Annotated in this window: 10 protein-coding genes, 1 other RNA gene and 1 pseudogene; 4 read left to right on the forward strand and 8 right to left on the reverse strand. The window is 64.9% G+C overall.

Features of this window, described 5'->3' with window-relative positions; genetic code table 11:
• Positions 1–192 precede the first annotated feature (192 nt).
• Positions 193–852, forward strand: a complete 660-nt coding sequence (locus ACIP1U_RS02395) for an amino acid ABC transporter permease (protein ID WP_400311248.1) — start codon at positions 193–195, stop codon at positions 850–852.
• 253 nt (positions 853–1,105) lie between these two features.
• On the opposite strand, the gene cphA (ACIP1U_RS02400) is transcribed toward ACIP1U_RS02395, so the two are convergent.
• Together cphA (ACIP1U_RS02400) and cphA (ACIP1U_RS02405) are read right to left on the reverse strand one after the other, a co-directional pair.
• Complete coding sequence (cphA, locus tag ACIP1U_RS02400; RefSeq protein ID WP_400311251.1) at positions 1,106–3,676, reverse strand: cyanophycin synthetase; 2,571 nt, start codon at positions 3,674–3,676, stop codon at positions 1,106–1,108.
• A gap of 43 nt (positions 3,677–3,719) precedes the next feature.
• Complete coding sequence (gene cphA, locus ACIP1U_RS02405; protein WP_400311254.1) at positions 3,720–6,356, reverse strand: cyanophycin synthetase; 2,637 nt, start codon at positions 6,354–6,356, stop codon at positions 3,720–3,722.
• A 242-nt stretch (positions 6,357–6,598) separates the two neighbouring features.
• Here cphA (ACIP1U_RS02405) and ACIP1U_RS02410 point away from each other — a divergent pair, with 242 nt between their 5' ends.
• The gene (locus tag ACIP1U_RS02410) at positions 6,599–8,896 is read left to right on the forward strand and encodes an ABC transporter ATP-binding protein (RefSeq protein ID WP_400311256.1); all 2,298 of its coding nucleotides are present in this window, start codon (positions 6,599–6,601) and stop codon (positions 8,894–8,896) included.
• Positions 8,886–9,392 carry a DUF1854 domain-containing protein gene (locus ACIP1U_RS02415; RefSeq protein WP_400311257.1) on the forward strand — a complete coding sequence of 169 codons (507 nt, stop codon included), beginning with the start codon at positions 8,886–8,888 and terminating at the stop codon, positions 9,390–9,392. The genes ACIP1U_RS02410 and ACIP1U_RS02415 overlap by 11 nt, the downstream gene beginning before the upstream one ends.
• 51 nt (positions 9,393–9,443) lie before the next feature.
• On the opposite strand, the gene ACIP1U_RS02420 is transcribed toward ACIP1U_RS02415, so the two are convergent.
• The 6 genes and pseudogenes from ACIP1U_RS02420 to ompA all read right to left on the reverse strand — a co-directional run bounded on the left by ACIP1U_RS02420 (position 9,444) and on the right by ompA (position 13,972).
• Positions 9,444–10,475, reverse strand: coding sequence for a fimbrial protein (locus ACIP1U_RS02420; RefSeq protein ID WP_400311260.1), 1,032 nt, complete (start codon positions 10,473–10,475; stop codon positions 9,444–9,446).
• 289 nt (positions 10,476–10,764) lie between these two features.
• Complete coding sequence (locus tag ACIP1U_RS02425; RefSeq protein ID WP_400311263.1) at positions 10,765–11,163, reverse strand: hypothetical protein; 399 nt, start codon at positions 11,161–11,163, stop codon at positions 10,765–10,767.
• 182 nt (positions 11,164–11,345) lie between these two features.
• Positions 11,346–11,704: a transfer-messenger RNA gene (gene ssrA, locus ACIP1U_RS02430) on the reverse strand.
• 88 nt (positions 11,705–11,792) lie between these two features.
• Positions 11,793–12,467, reverse strand: coding sequence for a phosphoglycolate phosphatase (gene gph, locus ACIP1U_RS02435; RefSeq protein WP_400311266.1), 675 nt, complete (start codon positions 12,465–12,467; stop codon positions 11,793–11,795).
• The gene (ubiG, locus tag ACIP1U_RS02440; protein ID WP_400311269.1) at positions 12,464–13,210 is read right to left on the reverse strand and encodes a bifunctional 2-polyprenyl-6-hydroxyphenol methylase/3-demethylubiquinol 3-O-methyltransferase UbiG; all 747 of its coding nucleotides are present in this window, start codon (positions 13,208–13,210) and stop codon (positions 12,464–12,466) included. The genes gph and ubiG overlap by 4 nt, the downstream gene beginning before the upstream one ends.
• Positions 13,211–13,319: 109 nt before the next feature.
• Positions 13,320–13,972, reverse strand: a pseudogene (gene ompA / locus ACIP1U_RS02445) (outer membrane protein OmpA).
• Positions 13,973–14,405: 433 nt separating this feature from the next.
• On the opposite strand from ompA, the gene gyrA reads away from it, so the two are divergent.
• On the forward strand, positions 14,406–17,057 hold the full coding sequence (gyrA, locus tag ACIP1U_RS02450) for a DNA gyrase subunit A (protein WP_400311272.1): 2,652 nt from the start codon (positions 14,406–14,408) through the stop codon (positions 17,055–17,057).
• Positions 17,058–17,085 lie beyond the last annotated feature (28 nt).

A 17,085-nucleotide genomic window follows, 5' to 3' on the forward strand; every position in this document is an offset into this window, starting at 1 on the left:
TTTTTTTTGTGGGTGGGGTGGTACCCTCACCCCGGGGGCCTCAAACAATACACTGTCGCCCACACCCCCCCCCCCCCCCCCCGGGGGGGGGGGGGGGGGGGGTTGGGGGGGGGGGGGGGGGGGGCCCCCCCCCCCCCCCGCGCCGCTTTGTTTTGTGCCCCTTGTTGTTGATATTTTCTCGCCGCCACGCCCATGTCCGCTCTCCAGCTCGTCATCGATTCCCTGCCTGTGCTGCTGCAGGGCACGCTGCTGACCATCAAGTTCGCGCTGTGGTCGATGTTGTTCGGGCTGGTGCTTGGCACGGTGGTCGCGCTGATGGGCATCAGCCACAGCCGCGCGCTCAAGGCGGTGGCGCGCACCTATGTCAGCATTATGCGCGGCACGCCGCTGCTGGTGCAGATCTTTGTCGTGTACTACGGGCTGCCGGGCGTCGGCATCGCGCTGGAGCCCACGCCGGCCGGCGTGCTGACGCTGAGCCTGAATGTGGGCGCGTACCTGTCGGAAAGCATGCGCGGCGCGATCCTGGGCGTGGCGCGCGGCCAATGGCTGGCGGCGTACAGCCTGGGACTTACGCCGGCGCAGGCGCTGCGCTACGTTGTGGGCCCACAGGCGTTGCGGCTGGCGGTGCCAAGCTTGTCGAACAGCCTGATCAGCCTGATCAAGGATACGTCGCTGGTGTCGGTGATCACGGTGACCGAATTGCTGCGCACCGCGCAGGAGGTCATCGCGGCGACATACCAGCCCTTGCCGCTGTACCTGGCGGTGGCGGCGATCTACTGGGTGTTGAGCACGGGGTTGTCCGGGCTGCAGCATATGCTGGAGCGGAAGCTGTCGCTGCCGGGCAGGCATTGAGATCAGCCTTCCTATACGCAAAAAGGCCAGTTCCGCAGAACTGGCCTTTTTGTTGCTGAGGAAGCTCAGATTGCGCGTGTTGTCTCCCCTCTCCCATTTTATGGGAGAGGGGTGGGGGAGAGGGCCGGAGTCTCCACGAAGGGATACGCCGCGATGCTTGCCGTGCGCCGGCCCTCTCCCCCAACCCCTCTCCCGCAAGCGGGAGAGGGGAGCAAACCACCGGCGCAATCGCGCTCCTGGCGGCGAAATTGAATTAACCCTGCGCGATCCGCCCGGCGATATGCCCTAGCGCCTCCTCCACCTGGTCCACCAGGATCAGGCACAGGTCACCCGGCTTCAGGTGCGACAACGCCGTGTCGATCGCCAGGAATTCCCCGCGGATTTCCTCGACCTGACTGGTGCGCTGCGCGCCTTGCAGGCCTTCGCGCAGCAGCGCCAGCACCTCGCCATCTGCACGCCCGCGCTGGCACTGGTCCTGGTACAGCACCACTTCGTCGAACACGCCGCCCAGGATCTGCGTCTGACGACGGATGTCCTCGTCGCGGCGGTCGCCGGCACCGCTGATCACGACCACGCGGCGCCCGGCCGGCATGGTCTCGACCGCGCTGCACAATGCCTGGATCGCGTCCGGGTTGTGGCCGTAGTCGGCGATCAGCATGGCGCCCTTGTAATCGAACACGTTGAAGCGGCCGGGAGCCGTCGCGGCGTCATTGACGAAGGTGGCCAGGCCGCGGCGGATGATGGCCCAGTCGATGCCCAGCGCCCACGCGGCAGCGATCGACGACATCGCGTTCTCGACCTGGAAGCCGATGGTGCCGTTGCGCGTCAGCGGGATTTCCGCCAGCGCGATGCGCACCTGGGTATCGCCCTCCGACGCCACGATCTCGGTGCCGTCGACAAAGACCACGCGCTTGCCTTGCGCACGATGCGTGGCCATTGCCGGCTGGTTCGGATCGTGCGCGAAGAAGGTCACGCTGCCGGGGCTGGCGTCGGCCATGCGCACCACCATCGGGTCGGCGGCGTTGAGCACTGCCATGCCGTGCGGCGCGACGTTCTGCACGATCACGCTCTTGAGCACCGCGAGGTCTTCCACCGAATTGATGTACGACAGGCCCAGGTGATCGCCTTCGCCGACGTTGGTCACCACGGCCACGTCGCAACGGTCGAAGGCAAGGCCTTCGCGCAGCAGGCCACCACGCGCGGTTTCAAAAACGGCCGCGTCGACATCGGGATGCAGCAGCACGTTGCGTGCGCTGCGCGGGCCGCTGCAGTCGCCGGTGTCGATGCGCTCGCCCTGGATATAGACGCCGTCAGTGCCGGTCATGCCCATGCGCAGGCCGCTGGTGGCCATGATATGGGTGATCAGGCGCACGGTCGTGGTCTTGCCGTTGGTGCCGGACACGGCGACTACCGGGATGCGCCCATCGTCGCCATCGGAGAACATGGTCGAGATGATCGCCTCGCCCACCGCGCGGCCCTTGCCATACGACGGCTGCAGGTGCATGCGCAGGCCAGGCGCGGCGTTGACCTCGACGATGCCGCCGGCCTGTTCCTCGAACGGCTTGAGCATGGTCTCGCACACCGCGTCCACGCCGGCAATGTCCAGGCCCACCATCTGCGCCGCGGCCACGGCGCGCGCGGCGATGTCCGGGTGGACGTCGTCGGTCACGTCGGTGGCGCTGCCGCCGGTGGACAGGTTGGCGTTGTTGCGCAGCACCACGCGCGTACCCTTGGCCGGCACGGAATCCGCGGTCAGGTTCTGCTTGGCCAGCACCGCCAGCGCAATATCGTCGAAGCGGATCTTGGTCAGCGAAGTGGCATGGCCCTCACCACGGCGCGGGTCGCGGTTCACTTCCTCGACCAGCGCGCGCACGGTGTGCACGCCGTCGCCGGTGACCTGCGGCGGGTCGCGGCGCGCGGCTGCTACCAACTGCTTGCCGACCACCAGCAGGCGGAAGTCATGGCCAGGGATATAGCGCTCGACGATCACGTCGGCGCTGATGTCCGAGGCGACCTCGTAGGCCGTCATCACTTCCTCGCGGGTACGGATGCGCACGGCCACGCCCTTGCCCTGGTTGCCGTCGCGCGGCTTGACCACCACCGGGGCGTCGATTTCCTGCGCGGCGGCCCAGGCTTCCTCGGCGCTGCGCACCGAACGGCCCAGCGGCACCGGCACGCCGGCGGCGTGCAGCAGGCTCTTGGTCAGTTCCTTGTCCTGCGCGATCGATTCGGCCACGGCGCTGGTGCGGTCGGTCTCGGCGGCCTGGATGCGGCGCTGCTTGCTGCCCCAGCCGAACTGCACCATCGAACCTTGCGTCAGGCGCCGGTAGGGGATGCCGCGCGCCACGCCGGCATAGACGATCGAGCCGGTGCTGGGGCCCAGGCGCACGTCCTCGTCCAGCTCGCGCAGGCGGTGCAGCGCGTCGGCCAGGTCGAAGGCGGTGTCGTTGCACGCGGCCAGGCACAGGGCCTCGGCCACTTCGAACGCAAGCCGGCCAACTTCTTCCTCGCTGTACTGCACGATCACCTGGTAGGTGCCGGGCTCGACCGTCTGCGCGGTGCGGCTGAACGTGACCGGGCAGCCGGCGGCCGCCTGCAGGCGCAGCGCCGCGACTTCCAGCACGTGCGCGAGCGAGAGCTCGCCCGATTCCTCGTCCGGGCGCAGCGGCCCGATCTCGGGAAAGCGCGCGCGCAGCCGGTCTTCAAAGCCGGGCAGGTCCGACAGCATGTCGGCGGTGTCCTGGCAGGCCACGATGGCTTCAATGGCGGTGTGGCGGCACCACAGGTTCGGGCCCCGCAGGGCCCGGATACGGGAGACTTCCATGGAATGGTTCCGTGTCTTCTATGCGCTGTGTTCAGGCGTCGCGTCAGGCGCGGCGCGCAGGCTGGCCCATCCAGTGGTGCACCAGGTCGACGGTGGCCGCGGTGGCGGCCTCGTCGCACTGCAGCACCAGCAGGTCGCCCGGCACCAGTTGGCCGAGCGCGGTCTCGATGGCATTGGCACGGGCGCCTTCGTCGATGATCTTGGTCACGCGGCGGCCTTCGTACAGCCCTTGCTTGAGCAGCGCGCGCGCCTCGGCATCGGGCAGGTTGCGCTTGACGCTGCCGTCTTCGCACAGGAAGACGCGATCGAAATGCTGGCCCAGCACCTTGCCCTGGCGCACCAGGTCTTCATCGCGCCGTTGCACGCCGGCACCGTAGACCACCATGCGGCGTTCGGACGGGAAGCGGTCCAGCGCGGCCGCCAGTGCTTCCAGCGCGGGCGCGTTGTGGGCGTCGTCGACCACCACGGTGGCGCCGTTGCGCTCGAACAGCGTGAAGCGGCCCGGCACGTCGACCTGGCCGACGTCAAAGGTCACCACGCCGGCGCGGATCAGGTCATTGGAGATGCCCAGCGCCCAGCCCGCGGCCACGGCCGCCAGCACGTTCTCGACCTGGAACGCCACGCGGCCGGCGTAGGTCAGCGGCACCGCGGCCACATCGACCAGCGGCGTTTCCTTGTTGCCGACGGCCAGCACGATCTTGCCTTCGCGCACATAGACCGCGCGCTTGCCGGCGGCGCGATGCGACATGATCGCGGGCAACTCGGGCGTCAGGCCGAAGAAGATCACGTCGCCATCGCACAACTCGGCCATCTCGACCAGGCGCTCGTCGCGCGCGTTCAGCACGGCGGCGCCGTCCTTGAGCACCACGTCGACCTGCGTGCGCAGCACGCTGTACATGCGGTCCTCGTCCTCGACGTAGTAGTCGCCGAGGTGGTCGGGCTGGTCGAAGTTGGTGACCACGCCGACCTGGCAACGGTCATAGACCAGTCCTTCGGACAGGATGCTGCCGCTGTCGTTCTCGAACACGGCGGCCTCGACCGCGCGGTTCATCAGGATGCGGTGGCCGGCGTCCCAGTTGGCGCGGTCGCCGCTCTGCACCAGGCGGCGGTCCAGGAACAGGCCGTCGCTGCAGGCCAGGCCGGTATGCTTGCCCGATAGCTGCAGCAGGCGCGCCACCAGGCGCGCCACCACGGTCTTGCCGTTGGTGCCGGTCACGCCGACCACAGGGATGCGGCCCTGGTCGTCCTGATCGGACTCGGGGAACAGGTGATTGACGATGGCGCGGCCTACCGGACGCGGCGTGCCTTCGGCCGGCTTGATATGCATCAGCAGGCCGGGGCCGGCGTTAACCTCGACGATGGCGCCGCGCTGTTCGGCCAGCGGGCGCGAGATGTCCTCGGCCACCAGGTCCACGCCGGCGATATCCAGGCCGACCACGCGCGCGGCCAGCGACGCATGCGCGGCCACGCTCGGATGGACGCGGTCGGTCACGTCGAAGGCGACGTTGCCGTTGCGCTGGATCAGCACGGTGCGGCCCTCCGCCGGCACCGAGCTGCCGTCCATGCCCTGGCGCTTGAGCTCCAGGCGCGCGGCGGAATCCAGGCGCACGCGGTTCAGCGGATGGTCTTCGGTGCTGCCCCGGCGCGGATCGGAATTGATCTGCAGCTCGATCAGCTCGTCGATGGTGGACTTGCCGTCGCCGACCACGCAGGCGGTCTCGCCCATCGCGGCGGCGACCACGCGGCCGCCCACCACCAGCAGGCGGTGTTCATTGCCGGGGATGAAGCGCTCGACGATGACGCCGCTGCCTTCGTCCAGCGCGACGGCGTAGGCAGTCTCGACTTCCTCGCGGGTGATCAGGTTGGTAAAGACGCCGCGGCCGTGGTTGCCGTCATAGGGCTTCACCACCACCGGCACGCCGATGTCTTCGGCGGCGTCCCAGGCGTCTTGCGGCGAGTCGACCATGCGGCCTTCCGGCACCGGCACGCCGCACGACTCCAGCAGGCTCTTGGTCAGGTCCTTGTCGCGCGAGATGCTTTCGCCGATGGCGCTGGTCCGGTCGGTCTCGGCCGTCCAGATGCGGCGCTGGCGCGCGCCATAGCCCAACTGGACCAGGTTGCCGTCCGACAGGCGAATGGCGGGGATGTCCCGGTCGTCGGCGGCATCGACGATGCACGCGGTGCTGGGGCCGAGGCAGTGCTCGTCGACCAGGCGGCGCAGGTGGTCCACGGCGGCGGGGACGTCGAAGGGACGATCCTCGATCGCGGCCATGACCAGGTCGCGCGCGCTGAACAGGGCAGCGCGAGTGACTTCCTCGTGCCAGGCACGGACGATCACCTTGTAGACGCCGCGAATCGGGGTCTCGCGCGCCTTGCCGAAGCCGCCGGGCATGCCCGCCAGGTTCTGCAACTCAAGCGTCACGTGTTCCAGGATATGGCCGGGCCAGGTGCCTTCCTTCAGGCGCTGCAGGAAGCCGCCGCGCTCGCCGATACTGCAGCGATGCTCGATCAGCGAGGGCAGCCATGCCGACAGGCGCTCGTAGAACCCCGGAATCGTGTTGGAGGGAAAGTCCTCCAGTTCCCCGATATCGACCCATGCCTCCAGCACGGGCCGATATGTCCACATATTCGGGCCGCGCAGCGACATGACATCGAAAATCTCAATGTCCTTCTTTTTCATTGAATTTGCTTGAGGCAGTGGGCGGAACGCCCGAGAAATGGAAGCCTAACCTTTCAATAACGTTACAGCGTAGTACGGGTTGACTTTCTTCGATTAAAAGTGTTTGTGCGGTGCATCAGAACCACCCGCGCCTTCGTCGTTATGTATACTGCGGGCGAATTCCCGGGCAGCCAGTGCGCGCCCGGCCTAAATTTGTTTCAAGTTATGTCCGTACCCCCTGGACGCTGCACGCCGCGCCATCAATGACCCAGTCCTCCCTGCCTGCCCCCAACATCCCCGCCTCCGACGAGCCGTGGCGTGCCGAATCCGGAACGTGGCTCCGTCCCGGCGAGAGCGTCCTGACCGGCCTGGTACTGGATCTCGACGCGAGGCTGCATTTTACCCAAGGGTGGCTGGTTGTGACGGAACAGCGCATCGTCGCCCGCGCGCCAGGTGAAAAAAATGTGCGGGAATGGAACATCTCGCCCGAACTGCGCCTGTCCCATACCGATCATGCGGGGGTTGGCACGCTCGAACTGGCCGGCCCCGGGGGGCGGTTGGCCAGCTGGCGATATACGCTTGGTTACAATCCCGCCGCGCTGCGGCTGGCCGACCAGTTCGAAATGCGCCGCGACGCGACCACCGGTGCCGAGGTGGGCGAGCCCGGCGAAGTGGCGTGCCCGACCTGCAAGGCGCCGCTGCCGCCGGATGAAGAGGAGTGCCCGCAGTGCAACCGCGAGCTGGAAACGCCGCCATCGACCTGGGCGCTGCTGCGCCTGTGGCGCTTTGCCCGGCCTTACCGCTGGCAGCTGCTGGCGGGTTTCATGCTGACGCTGCTGTCCACCGGCGCCACGCTGGTACCCCCGTACCTGACCATGCCGCTGATGGACAAGGTGCTGATTCCGTACCAGAACGGCGTACCGATCGACTACGATCTGGTCCGCATGTACCTTGGCGGCCTGCTTGGCGCCGCGCTGGTGGCATGGAGTCTGGGATGGGCGCGTACCTATCTGCTCGCGCGGGTATCCGAGCGCATCGGTGCGGATCTGCGTACAACCACCTACGAACATCTGCTGAAGCTGTCGCTGGAATATTTCGGCGGCAAGCGCACCGGCGACCTGATGGCCCGCATCGGCTCGGAAAGCGATCGCATCTGCGTGTTCCTGTCCCTGCACCTGCTGGACTTCGCCACCGATGTGCTGATGATCGTGATGACGGCGGTGATCCTGATCTCGATCAACCCCTGGCTGGCGCTGGTGACGCTGGTGCCGTTGCCGTTCATCGCCTGGATGATCCATCTGGTGCGCGATCGCCTGAGGCATGGCTTCGAGAAGATCGACCGCATCTGGTCGGAGATCACCAACGTGCTGGCCGACACGATCCCCGGCATCCGCGTGGTGAAGGCCTTTGCGCAGGAAAAGCGCGAAGTGACGCGCTTTCGCGAGGCCAACAAGCACAACCTGGCCATCAACGACCGCGTCAACGCGGTATGGTCGCTGTTCACGCCGACCGTGACGCTGCTGACCGAGATCGGGCTGCTGATTGTGTGGGTGTTCGGCATCTGGCAGGTCTCGCACAGCGCCATCACGGTAGGTGTGCTGGTTGCCTTCCTGACCTATATCAGCCGCTTCTATACGCGCCTCGATTCGATGAGCCGCATTGTTTCCGTGACGCAGAAGGCCGCGGCGGGCGCCAAGCGGATCTTCGACATCCTCGACCATGTATCGAGCGTGCCCGAGCCCGTGCGTCCGGTGAAGCTCGACAAGGTCGAAGGCGCCATCGACATGCGCGACCTCGGCTTCCGCTATGGCAACCGGGCGGTGATCCGCGGGCTGGACCTGTCGATTGCACCGGGCGAGATGATCGGGCTGGTCGGGCACAGTGGCTCGGGCAAGAGCACGCTGGTCAACCTGATCTGCCGCTTCTACGATGTTTCCGAAGGAGCGATCCGTGTCGACGGCGTCGATATCCGCTCGCTGCCGGTGTCCGACTACCGCCGCCATATCGGCCTGGTGCTGCAGGAGCCGTTCCTGTTCTTCGGCACCATCGCAGACAACATCGCGTACGGCAAGCCGGATGCCACGCGCGAGGAGATCATCGCCGCCGCGCGCGCCGCGCATGCGCACGAGTTCATCCTGCGCCTGCCGCACGGCTACGACTCGCTGGTGGGGGAGCGCGGCCAGGCTCTGTCGGGCGGCGAGCGCCAGCGCATCTCGATCGCGCGCGCGCTGCTGATCAACCCGCGCATCCTGATCATGGACGAGGCGACGTCGTCGGTGGACACGCAGACCGAGAAGGAAATCCAGAAGGCGCTCGACAACCTGGTGCAAGGTCGCACCACCATCGCCATCGCGCACCGACTGTCCACGCTGCGCAAAGCCGACCGCCTGGTGGTGATGGACCGCGGCAAGATCGTCGAAGTCGGCAGCCACGACGAACTGCTGCTGCGCGAGGGCGCTTATTTCAAGCTGTACCAGGCGCAGGCGCGCAACGTCGATACCGAGGACGACGACGAGCGGGAACGCGTGACCGAACTGCCGGAGGTGGCCAATGCCCACTGAGATGACTTTGGCTGACACCAATGCCGCAGCCAGCGCGACCTTCAGGCTGTCGCACAATCCGTTTGGCCGCCTGACGCTGATCCATGGCGACGGCACAATCTATGAAGGGGTGGTGCCGGTGCGGGCCTTCCCGATCTCCGCACCGCAGGGCGGCATCGGCATGATGAGCGCCGACGGGCACGAGGTGGTATGGATTCCACGGCTTGAGGATCTGCCTGCAGCCGAGCGCAGCATGATCGAAGAGGAACTCGCGTCGCGCGAGTTCATGCCGGAGATCGAGCGCATCGTCGAGGTATCGACGTTTGCCACGCCAAGCGTGTGGACCGTGCAGACCGATCGCGGCCGCACGTCGCTAGTGCTGCGCGGGGAGGAGGCGATTCGCCGCCTGTCCGGCAACACGCTGATGGTGTCGGACAGCCATGGCATCCATTACCTGATCCGCGACCTGATGGCGCTGGACAAGCACAGCCGCAAGCTGCTGGACCGCTTCCTCTGATAACAGGCGGGGGGCAAGCCAAAGCGGCGCCTGACGGCGCCGCTTTTTCGTCTACTGGTAGTCCAGCGTGAATATCATGGCGCTGGACACCATGCCAGGCGACGGTGTGCCGCCCAGCGCGACATAGCGCGCAAAAAATCGGTAGGTGGATGGCACGTTGGCGGCAATGTCGCCCAATGCATTGCGAACTTGCAGCGGCACGGGCGTGCTGCTACTGGCGTCGACGATCTGCACCCCTGCACCGCTGGCATTGCCCGTTGTCCCTGCATTCATGATGCCGAGTATGCCGTCGGGCGCTGATTGCACCGGGGTTCCAGTTGCGCCGTCCAGCGTCATGCCCACGATGGCCGCCCCGTTGCAGGTGAGCTGGACCGAGAAGGGCGTATTGCCGGCGGCCCCTTGGGTCGCCAGCGTACTGGCGCTGACATTGGGCAATGTCACCACGGCGGGGTAGTTGACATTGCAGGCAATCTCGCGCGGCGAGGCACTGCCCGAGAAACCGATGTAGTTGACATAGCCGCCGCCGAGCGCTCCTGCCGTCGAGCCCTTGTAGACGCCAAAGCCGAAGCGGGTCTGCGTGGGATCGAGATCGCCGGTGGAAATCACTCCAGTCTTCACGAATTCCACCGAAACCGATACGGAATAGGTCATGTCAGCGTTGACCGTGCCGAGGTTGGCGGCGCGTGTATCGCAATTGACCCCCTGAGCATTGGTCATCGGTTGTCCCGCGGCGTTGCGCAGCCGGATGCCGACGCCGGCGACGCCAGTGGAATAGACGCCCGGCATGACTTCGTTGCCCGAGCCGTAGTAGCAGGAAATGATCGGCGCGCCGGCCACCACGTAGGGCAGGGTCTCCGTGCATGTGCCAGTGAAGGTGTAATAGCGGACGGTGCCGGGAATCGCGCTGCCGACCGGCAGGTTGACAGCCACCGCCATATTGTTCATGGTCTGCAGGTAGGGCATGGCGGGCGTGCTGGTACAGCCGGCATGGGCGAGGTGCGGGACGCTCAGGCACGCGAGCACAAGAAGCCAGCGTTTGAGCGCGCCGAGCAGGCGAATACCGATGGGTAGAGCGTTGTGCATTGGGTTCAGCGGATGCGGAGGCTGGCGGTGGCCGTGGAACCCCAAATTGCGTTCGCTGGAATTGGCGTCGCCTGCCCGTTAATGGACGAGCCAACTGTAGTCGCACCGCTTTGCGCCCATGTCCGGAAATTTCCGAATGCGTTGGGAAAATTTCGGCAGATGCGGCGCTCGTGACGAGACCGGTACCTCTGATACGCTCCCTGCGGGCATGAAAAACGGGCCAAGTGGCCCGTTGACTGTTATCGCCCCAATCGCATGCCCTGCACGTGGCAGCGCCGCTGAAGCAAAGCTAGTGCAGCATGTCCGGCGAGTCGTCTTCGTCCCAATCCTCATGCATCATCGGCGCATCCGGCGCCATGTCGAACACCATGGAGTGGTAGCGGATGCTGAACCACTCCCGGAACATGCCCAGCGTCAGGGTCTCGGGCCATAGCGAATCGTCGAACCACTCGGCCAGCATGAATTCGAAGAATTCCTGCCAGCGTTTCTCGACCCAGTGGACCGCGTTGGCATGCGTATCCGCGAGTTCCTCCGGCAGCAGGAATACGCTCTGGTCCTCGCGCACCTGCTCCAGCGTGAGGCCGGCAACCGGCTGCGGATCAACCGCCTGGATCCAGTCGAGGAACGGCTGTTCGGGGACCAGCGCGACCATGGCGCGGTTGATGGTGAAGCGGGGATAGTCAGACATGGGGACAGGCTTGGAGGGCTTCGGCTGAGTATTGTAATCGTCGGATGCCCGAGGTAACGCTTTGCCGCCGCAAATGCGCGGCGGTTACCGCTTTCCTGTGACCGGAAACAAAAAACCCGTGAAGACGGTGGTCATCACGGGTTTCCCGGGCTTCTGAGACGGAAGTCTCGGAAGTGTTTAACTGGTGGAGCCGGCGGGAATCGAACCCGCGTCCGCAAGCCCTCCACAGAGAGTTCTACATACTTAGTTCTGTCATTTGATTTAACCGGCGCATCGCGGACGAACACGCTCTACGACGGCGAGTCACTAAATTTTCGTCTCCGGACCCGTGACACTTCCGGAGCTTATCTGACGTAAATGACCTCGCGTGGTCTTGCGACCCTAGCCCGTCAGCGAGCCAGTGCGAGGACGGCGGCCCTTAGGCTGCCAGTGCGTAACGTTCGTCGTTAGCAGTTATTGCATTCCCATTGATTAACGAGGTGACGGGTCCTCGGTATGCCCTCCACTGCTTTGTAACCCACGTCGAAACCAGGTCGGCCCCAGTGAGAAGAAGATGGATTGTACCCGGTTGGATGGAAAGTGTCGCGGGGAGTTCCATGCCGGCCAGCTGTGCGCTGGCCGCCACGCCGCTAGCGCACTGCCGCGGGTACCAGCAGGGGAATCAGTTCGGCCGGATGGCGTACCAGGTGGTCGGCGCCCCATGCCTCCGGCGGCTCGCCGTCGCCGCAGTAGCCATAGGCGGCCGTGACCGTCATCATGCCGGCGGCCTTGCCCGCCTGGATGTCGCGCAGGTCGTCGCCGACGTACACGCAACGGTGCGGATCAACCCCGGCGCTGGCCGCGGCGTGCAGCAGCGGGGCAGGGTGGGGCTTGGCATGAGACGTGGTGTCGCCGCTGACCACTGCGCTGGCGCGCGGCGCCAGCCCGATGGCGGCGACCAGCGGCACCGTGAAGCGTGCAATCTTGTTGGTGACGATGCCCCACGGGATGCCGGCTGCTTCCAGCGCCGACAGCACTTGTGGCATGCCGTCGAACAGGCGCGTGTGGACGGCGATGTCGGCTTCGTAGTAGTCGAGAAAGATATCCCGCAACGCCGGAAAGTCCGCGTCCTCAGGCGCCAGCCCGAACGCCGCGCCAAGCAGGCCGCGCGCGCCATGCGAGGCGACGGGCCGAAGCTTCTCATACGCCACCGGCGGGCGGCCGCGCTCGACGACCAGCCGGTTGGCGGCAGCGGCCAGGTCGGGCGCCGTGTCCGCCAGCGTGCCGTCGAGGTCGAAGAAGACGCCTGCAATGCCCCCGCTCATGCCGACACCCGGCGGAACGCCATCATGTAATTCACATCCGTGTCGCGGCCAAGCGTATAGACCTGCGATAGCGGGTTATAGGTCATGCCGCGCATCTCGATCAGGTCCAGCCCTGCGTTGCGGGCGAAGCGCGCCAGTTCCGACGGGGTGATGAACTTTTCATAATCGTGCGTGCCGCGCGGCAGCATGTTCAGCACGTACTCGGCGCCCACGATGGCCAGCAGGTAGGCTTTCAGGTTGCGGTTGATGGTCGAGAAGAAAACATAGCCGCCCGGCTTTACCAGTGTTGCGCAGGCTTGCACGATCGAGGCTGGGTCCGGTACGTGTTCGAGCATTTCCATGCACGTCACGACGTCCAAGCTGCCGGGTTCGCGCGCCGCTAGCGCTTCTGCCGCGATTTCCTCATAGGTGACGGCAACGCCGGACTCCAGGCTGTGCAGGTCCGCGACCTTCAGCGCCTTGCTGGAGAGGTCAATGCCGCGCACGTTCGCACCGAGGCGCGCCATGCTCTCGGACAGGATGCCGCCACCGCAGCCCACGTCGACCACTCGCTTGCCCGCCAGCCCGGCAATGCCGTCGATCCAGCCCAGGCGCAGCGGATTGAGCTCATGCAGTGGCTTGAACTCACTCTCGGGATCCCACCAGCGGTGGGCGAGCTCACTGAACTTGTCGATTTCCTTGGGGTCGGCGTTCCGGCGCAGCGGATCGGGATGGGCGGACAGGGTCTGGGAGGGCAACGTCATCGTATGCGGGCCGGCGGCAACTGCCCACGCCGGCGGAGGAGTGTGTGGGCAACTGTATCAAAAAAAAAGCCCAGCTTGCGCTGGGCTTTCTTGATCGGAAAGGATCCGATTAACGCGCGCTGCGGGTGCCGACCACTTCGACTTCCACGCGACGGTTCGGCTGTTGGCAGGCGATCTGTGCCGTGCGGTTGCCCTTGCACGACTTCGGATCGACCTTCAGCTGGCGCTTGCCCTTGCCTTCGGTGTAGACGCGGTTGGCTTCAACACCCTTGCTCACCAGGTAAGCCTTGACCGATTCAGCACGGCGGATCGACAGGCGATCGTTGTACTTGTCCGAACCGAACGAGTCGGTGTGGCCAACGGCGATGATGACTTCCAGGGTGATGCCTTGCAGCTTCGAGACCAGGTCGTCCAGCTTGGCCTTGCCTTCGGGCTTCAGCACGGCCTTGTCGAAGTCGAACAGGGTGTCAGCAGCGAAAGTGACCTTCTCGCTGGACACGACCGGCGGAGCAACCGGAGCCGGTGCCGGGGCCGGTGCTGCGGGAGCCAGGGCGCCGTCGCACAGGGCGTTGGCGGTGGCCGGAGTCCAGGAGCTGTCGCGCCAGCAGAGCTCGTTCGTGCCATTCTTCCACACGTACTCGCTCGTACCGTTGCCCCAGTTATCGTTCACTGCCTTCTTTTCGTAGGGGACGGACTGGGCTTGAGCGGATGCAGCCTTACTGCGGTAGCTGCAACGAGCGCGAGCTTGGCAAATTTTTTCATATTTCTCCTCTCAGGATGAGATCACCGCAGGGTTACTGCGAGCAAATGGACGAAAACAAGTCATACATTCTTCGGAGTATAACATTCTCGATGTGGCGGATGCTCCACTTCGAACAATGTCTGGCTCTTCGCTGGGGAATTGTGCCACAAGGGTCGTTTCCTAAGAAGTAAATATATTCGATTCGTCCCATGGGTTTTGGGCCTGTGGTGTTTGTGCAACATGGGTCTTGTGTCGCCCGCAAAGCCTTGTGGCATCAGGGTTTCCGGGATTTGGGCAGCGCCGCTGGCTGGCTCCGGCGGGGCTGTCCCGGCGCGATAAGACGGGGGTGCCGGCATGTTAGAATGGCACGTTGCCCAGCCGTTGGACGCCTGCCGGCGCCACGTGCAAAAGGGCCTGTCATTCGCTTAAACCTGCCGCATAAACCACGCCGCAATGGATCCATTCGCAAAAGAAACCCTTCCGGTCTCCCTCGAAGAGGAAATGCGCCGCTCCTATCTCGACTACGCCATGAGCGTGATCGTGGGGCGCGCGCTTCCCGATGTGCGGGACGGCCTGAAACCGGTGCACCGGCGCGTGCTGTATGCGATGCACGAGCTCAACAACGACTGGAACCGCGCCTATAAGAAATCAGCCCGTATCGTCGGGGATGTGATCGGTAAGTATCACCCGCACGGTGACACTGCTGTATATGACACCATTGTTCGCATGGCGCAGAACTTCTCGCTGCGTTACATGCTGGTGGACGGGCAGGGCAATTTCGGCTCGGTCGATGGCGATAACGCCGCGGCCATGCGTTATACCGAAATCCGCCTGTCGAAAATCGCCCATGAGATGCTGCACGACATCGACAAGGAAACGGTCGATTTCGACAGCAACTATGACGGCTCTGAAAAAGAGCCCTCTATTCTCCCGGCCCGTATTCCCAATCTGCTAATCAACGGTTCCTCGGGTATTGCAGTGGGTATGGCCACCAATATCCCGCCGCATAACCTGAATGAAATCGTTGACGGTTGTCTGCATCTGCTGCGCAATCCGCAGGCGACGGTGGATGAACTGATTGAATTGATTCCGGCTCCGGATTTTCCGACCGCCGGCATTATCTATGGTATCCAGGGTGTGCGCGAAGGCTATCGCACCGGCCGCGGTCGCGTGGTCATGCGTGCCAAGACGCACTTTGAGGACATCGACCGAGGCCAGCGCCAGGCGATCATCGTCGACGAGCTGCCCTATCAGGTGAACAAGCGCACCCTGCTGGAGCGCATCGCCGAGCTGGTCACGGAAAAAAAGGTCGAGGGCATCTCGGATATCCGCGACGAGTCGGACAAGTCCGGCATGCGTGTGGTGATCGAGCTCAAGCGCAACGAGGTGCCCGAGGTCGTCCTCAACAACCTGTATAAGAACACCCAACTGCAGGACACCTTCGGCATGAACATGGTGGCGCTGGTCGATCGCCAGCCGCGCCTGCTGAACCTGAAGCAGATGCTGGAGTACTTCCTTGCGCATCGCCGCGAGGTCGTCACCCGCCGCACCGTGTTCGAACTGCGCAAGGCGCGCGAGCGCGGCCATGTGCTGGAAGGCCTGGCCGTGGCGCTGGCGAACATCGACGAGTTCATCGCCATCATCAAGGCCGCACCGACGCCGCCGATCGCCAAGCAGGAGTTGATGGCCAAGGCCTGGGATTCCGGGCTGGTTCGCGAGATGCTGGCGCGGGCGGAAACCGAGACCCCGGGTGGCCGCGCCTCGTATCGGCCTGACGGCCTGCCGGCGGTCTTCGGCATGCAGGCCGACGGCCTCTACAAGCTGTCCGACAGCCAGGCCCAGGAAATCCTGCAAATGCGCCTGCAACGCCTCACCGGGCTGGAGCAGGACAAGATCGTCCAGGAATACCGGGATATCATGGCGGAAATCGCCGATCTGCTGGATATCCTGGCGCGCCCGGAACGCATTACTGCGATCATCACCGACGAACTCACTGCGATCCGTGCTGAGTTTGGCGATGACCGCCGTTCGCAGATTGAACTGAATGCAACCGAGCTGGACACCGAGGACCTGATCACACCGCAGGACATGGTGGTCACCTTGTCGCACAGCGGCTATATGAAGAGCCAGCCGATCTCCGAGTATCGCGCGCAGAAGCGGGGCGGGCGCGGCAAGCAGGCGGCGGCGACCAAGGAAGACGACTGGATCGACACCCTGTTCGTGGCCAATACCCACGACTACATCCTGTGCTTCTCGAACCGCGGCCGGTTGTACTGGCTGAAGGTCTATGAGGTGCCGCAGGGGTCGCGCAACTCGCGCGGCCGCCCGATCGTCAACATGTTCCCGCTTTCGGACGGCGAAAAGATCAACGTGATACTGCCGGTGCGCCAGTTCGACGCCGAGCACTTTATCTTTATGACCACCGCCCGCGGCACGGTCAAGAAGACCGCGCTGACCGAGTTCTCCAATCCGCGCAAGGCTGGCATTATCGCAGTTGACCTGGACGAGGGCGACTACCTGATCGGTGCTGCCGTAACCGACGGCCAGCACGACGTGATGCTGTTCTCCGATGCCGGCAAGGCTGTGCGTTTCGACGAGAACGACGTTCGCCCCATGGGCCGCCAGGCACGTGGCGTGCGCGGCATGAACCTGGAAGACGGCCAAGCCGTGATCGCCATGCTGGTGGCGCCCGCGGAAACCGCGGAGGAAGCAGAGGCGGGCGTGCGCGGCAGCGTGCTGACCGCGACCGAGAACGGCTACGGCAAGCGCACGCCGATCGCCGAGTACACTCGACACGGCCGCGGCACCAAGGGCATGATCGCGATCCAGACCAGCGAGCGTAACGGCCGTGTCGTGGCGGCAGCGCTGGTTTCGCCGGAAGACGAAATCATGCTGATCACCACCGGCGGTGTGCTGATTCGTACCCGTGTCGGTGAAATCCGTGAAATGGGCCGCGCCACGCAGGGTGTCACGCTGATCAACGTCGACGAAGGCACCAAGTTGTCCGGCCTGCAGCGCATCGTCGAGAGCGATGCCGACAATGGCGCCACCCCGGAAGAGACGGAAGAGGCGGGCGGTAACGCCGATGCCGACGCCAATTCGTAACCAATTGGCCCCATCGCGCGTTAAAACG

The organism is Cupriavidus sp. NPDC089707 (assembly GCF_044748965.1).
In the GTDB taxonomy this organism is placed as follows: domain Bacteria; phylum Pseudomonadota; class Gammaproteobacteria; order Burkholderiales; family Burkholderiaceae; genus Cupriavidus.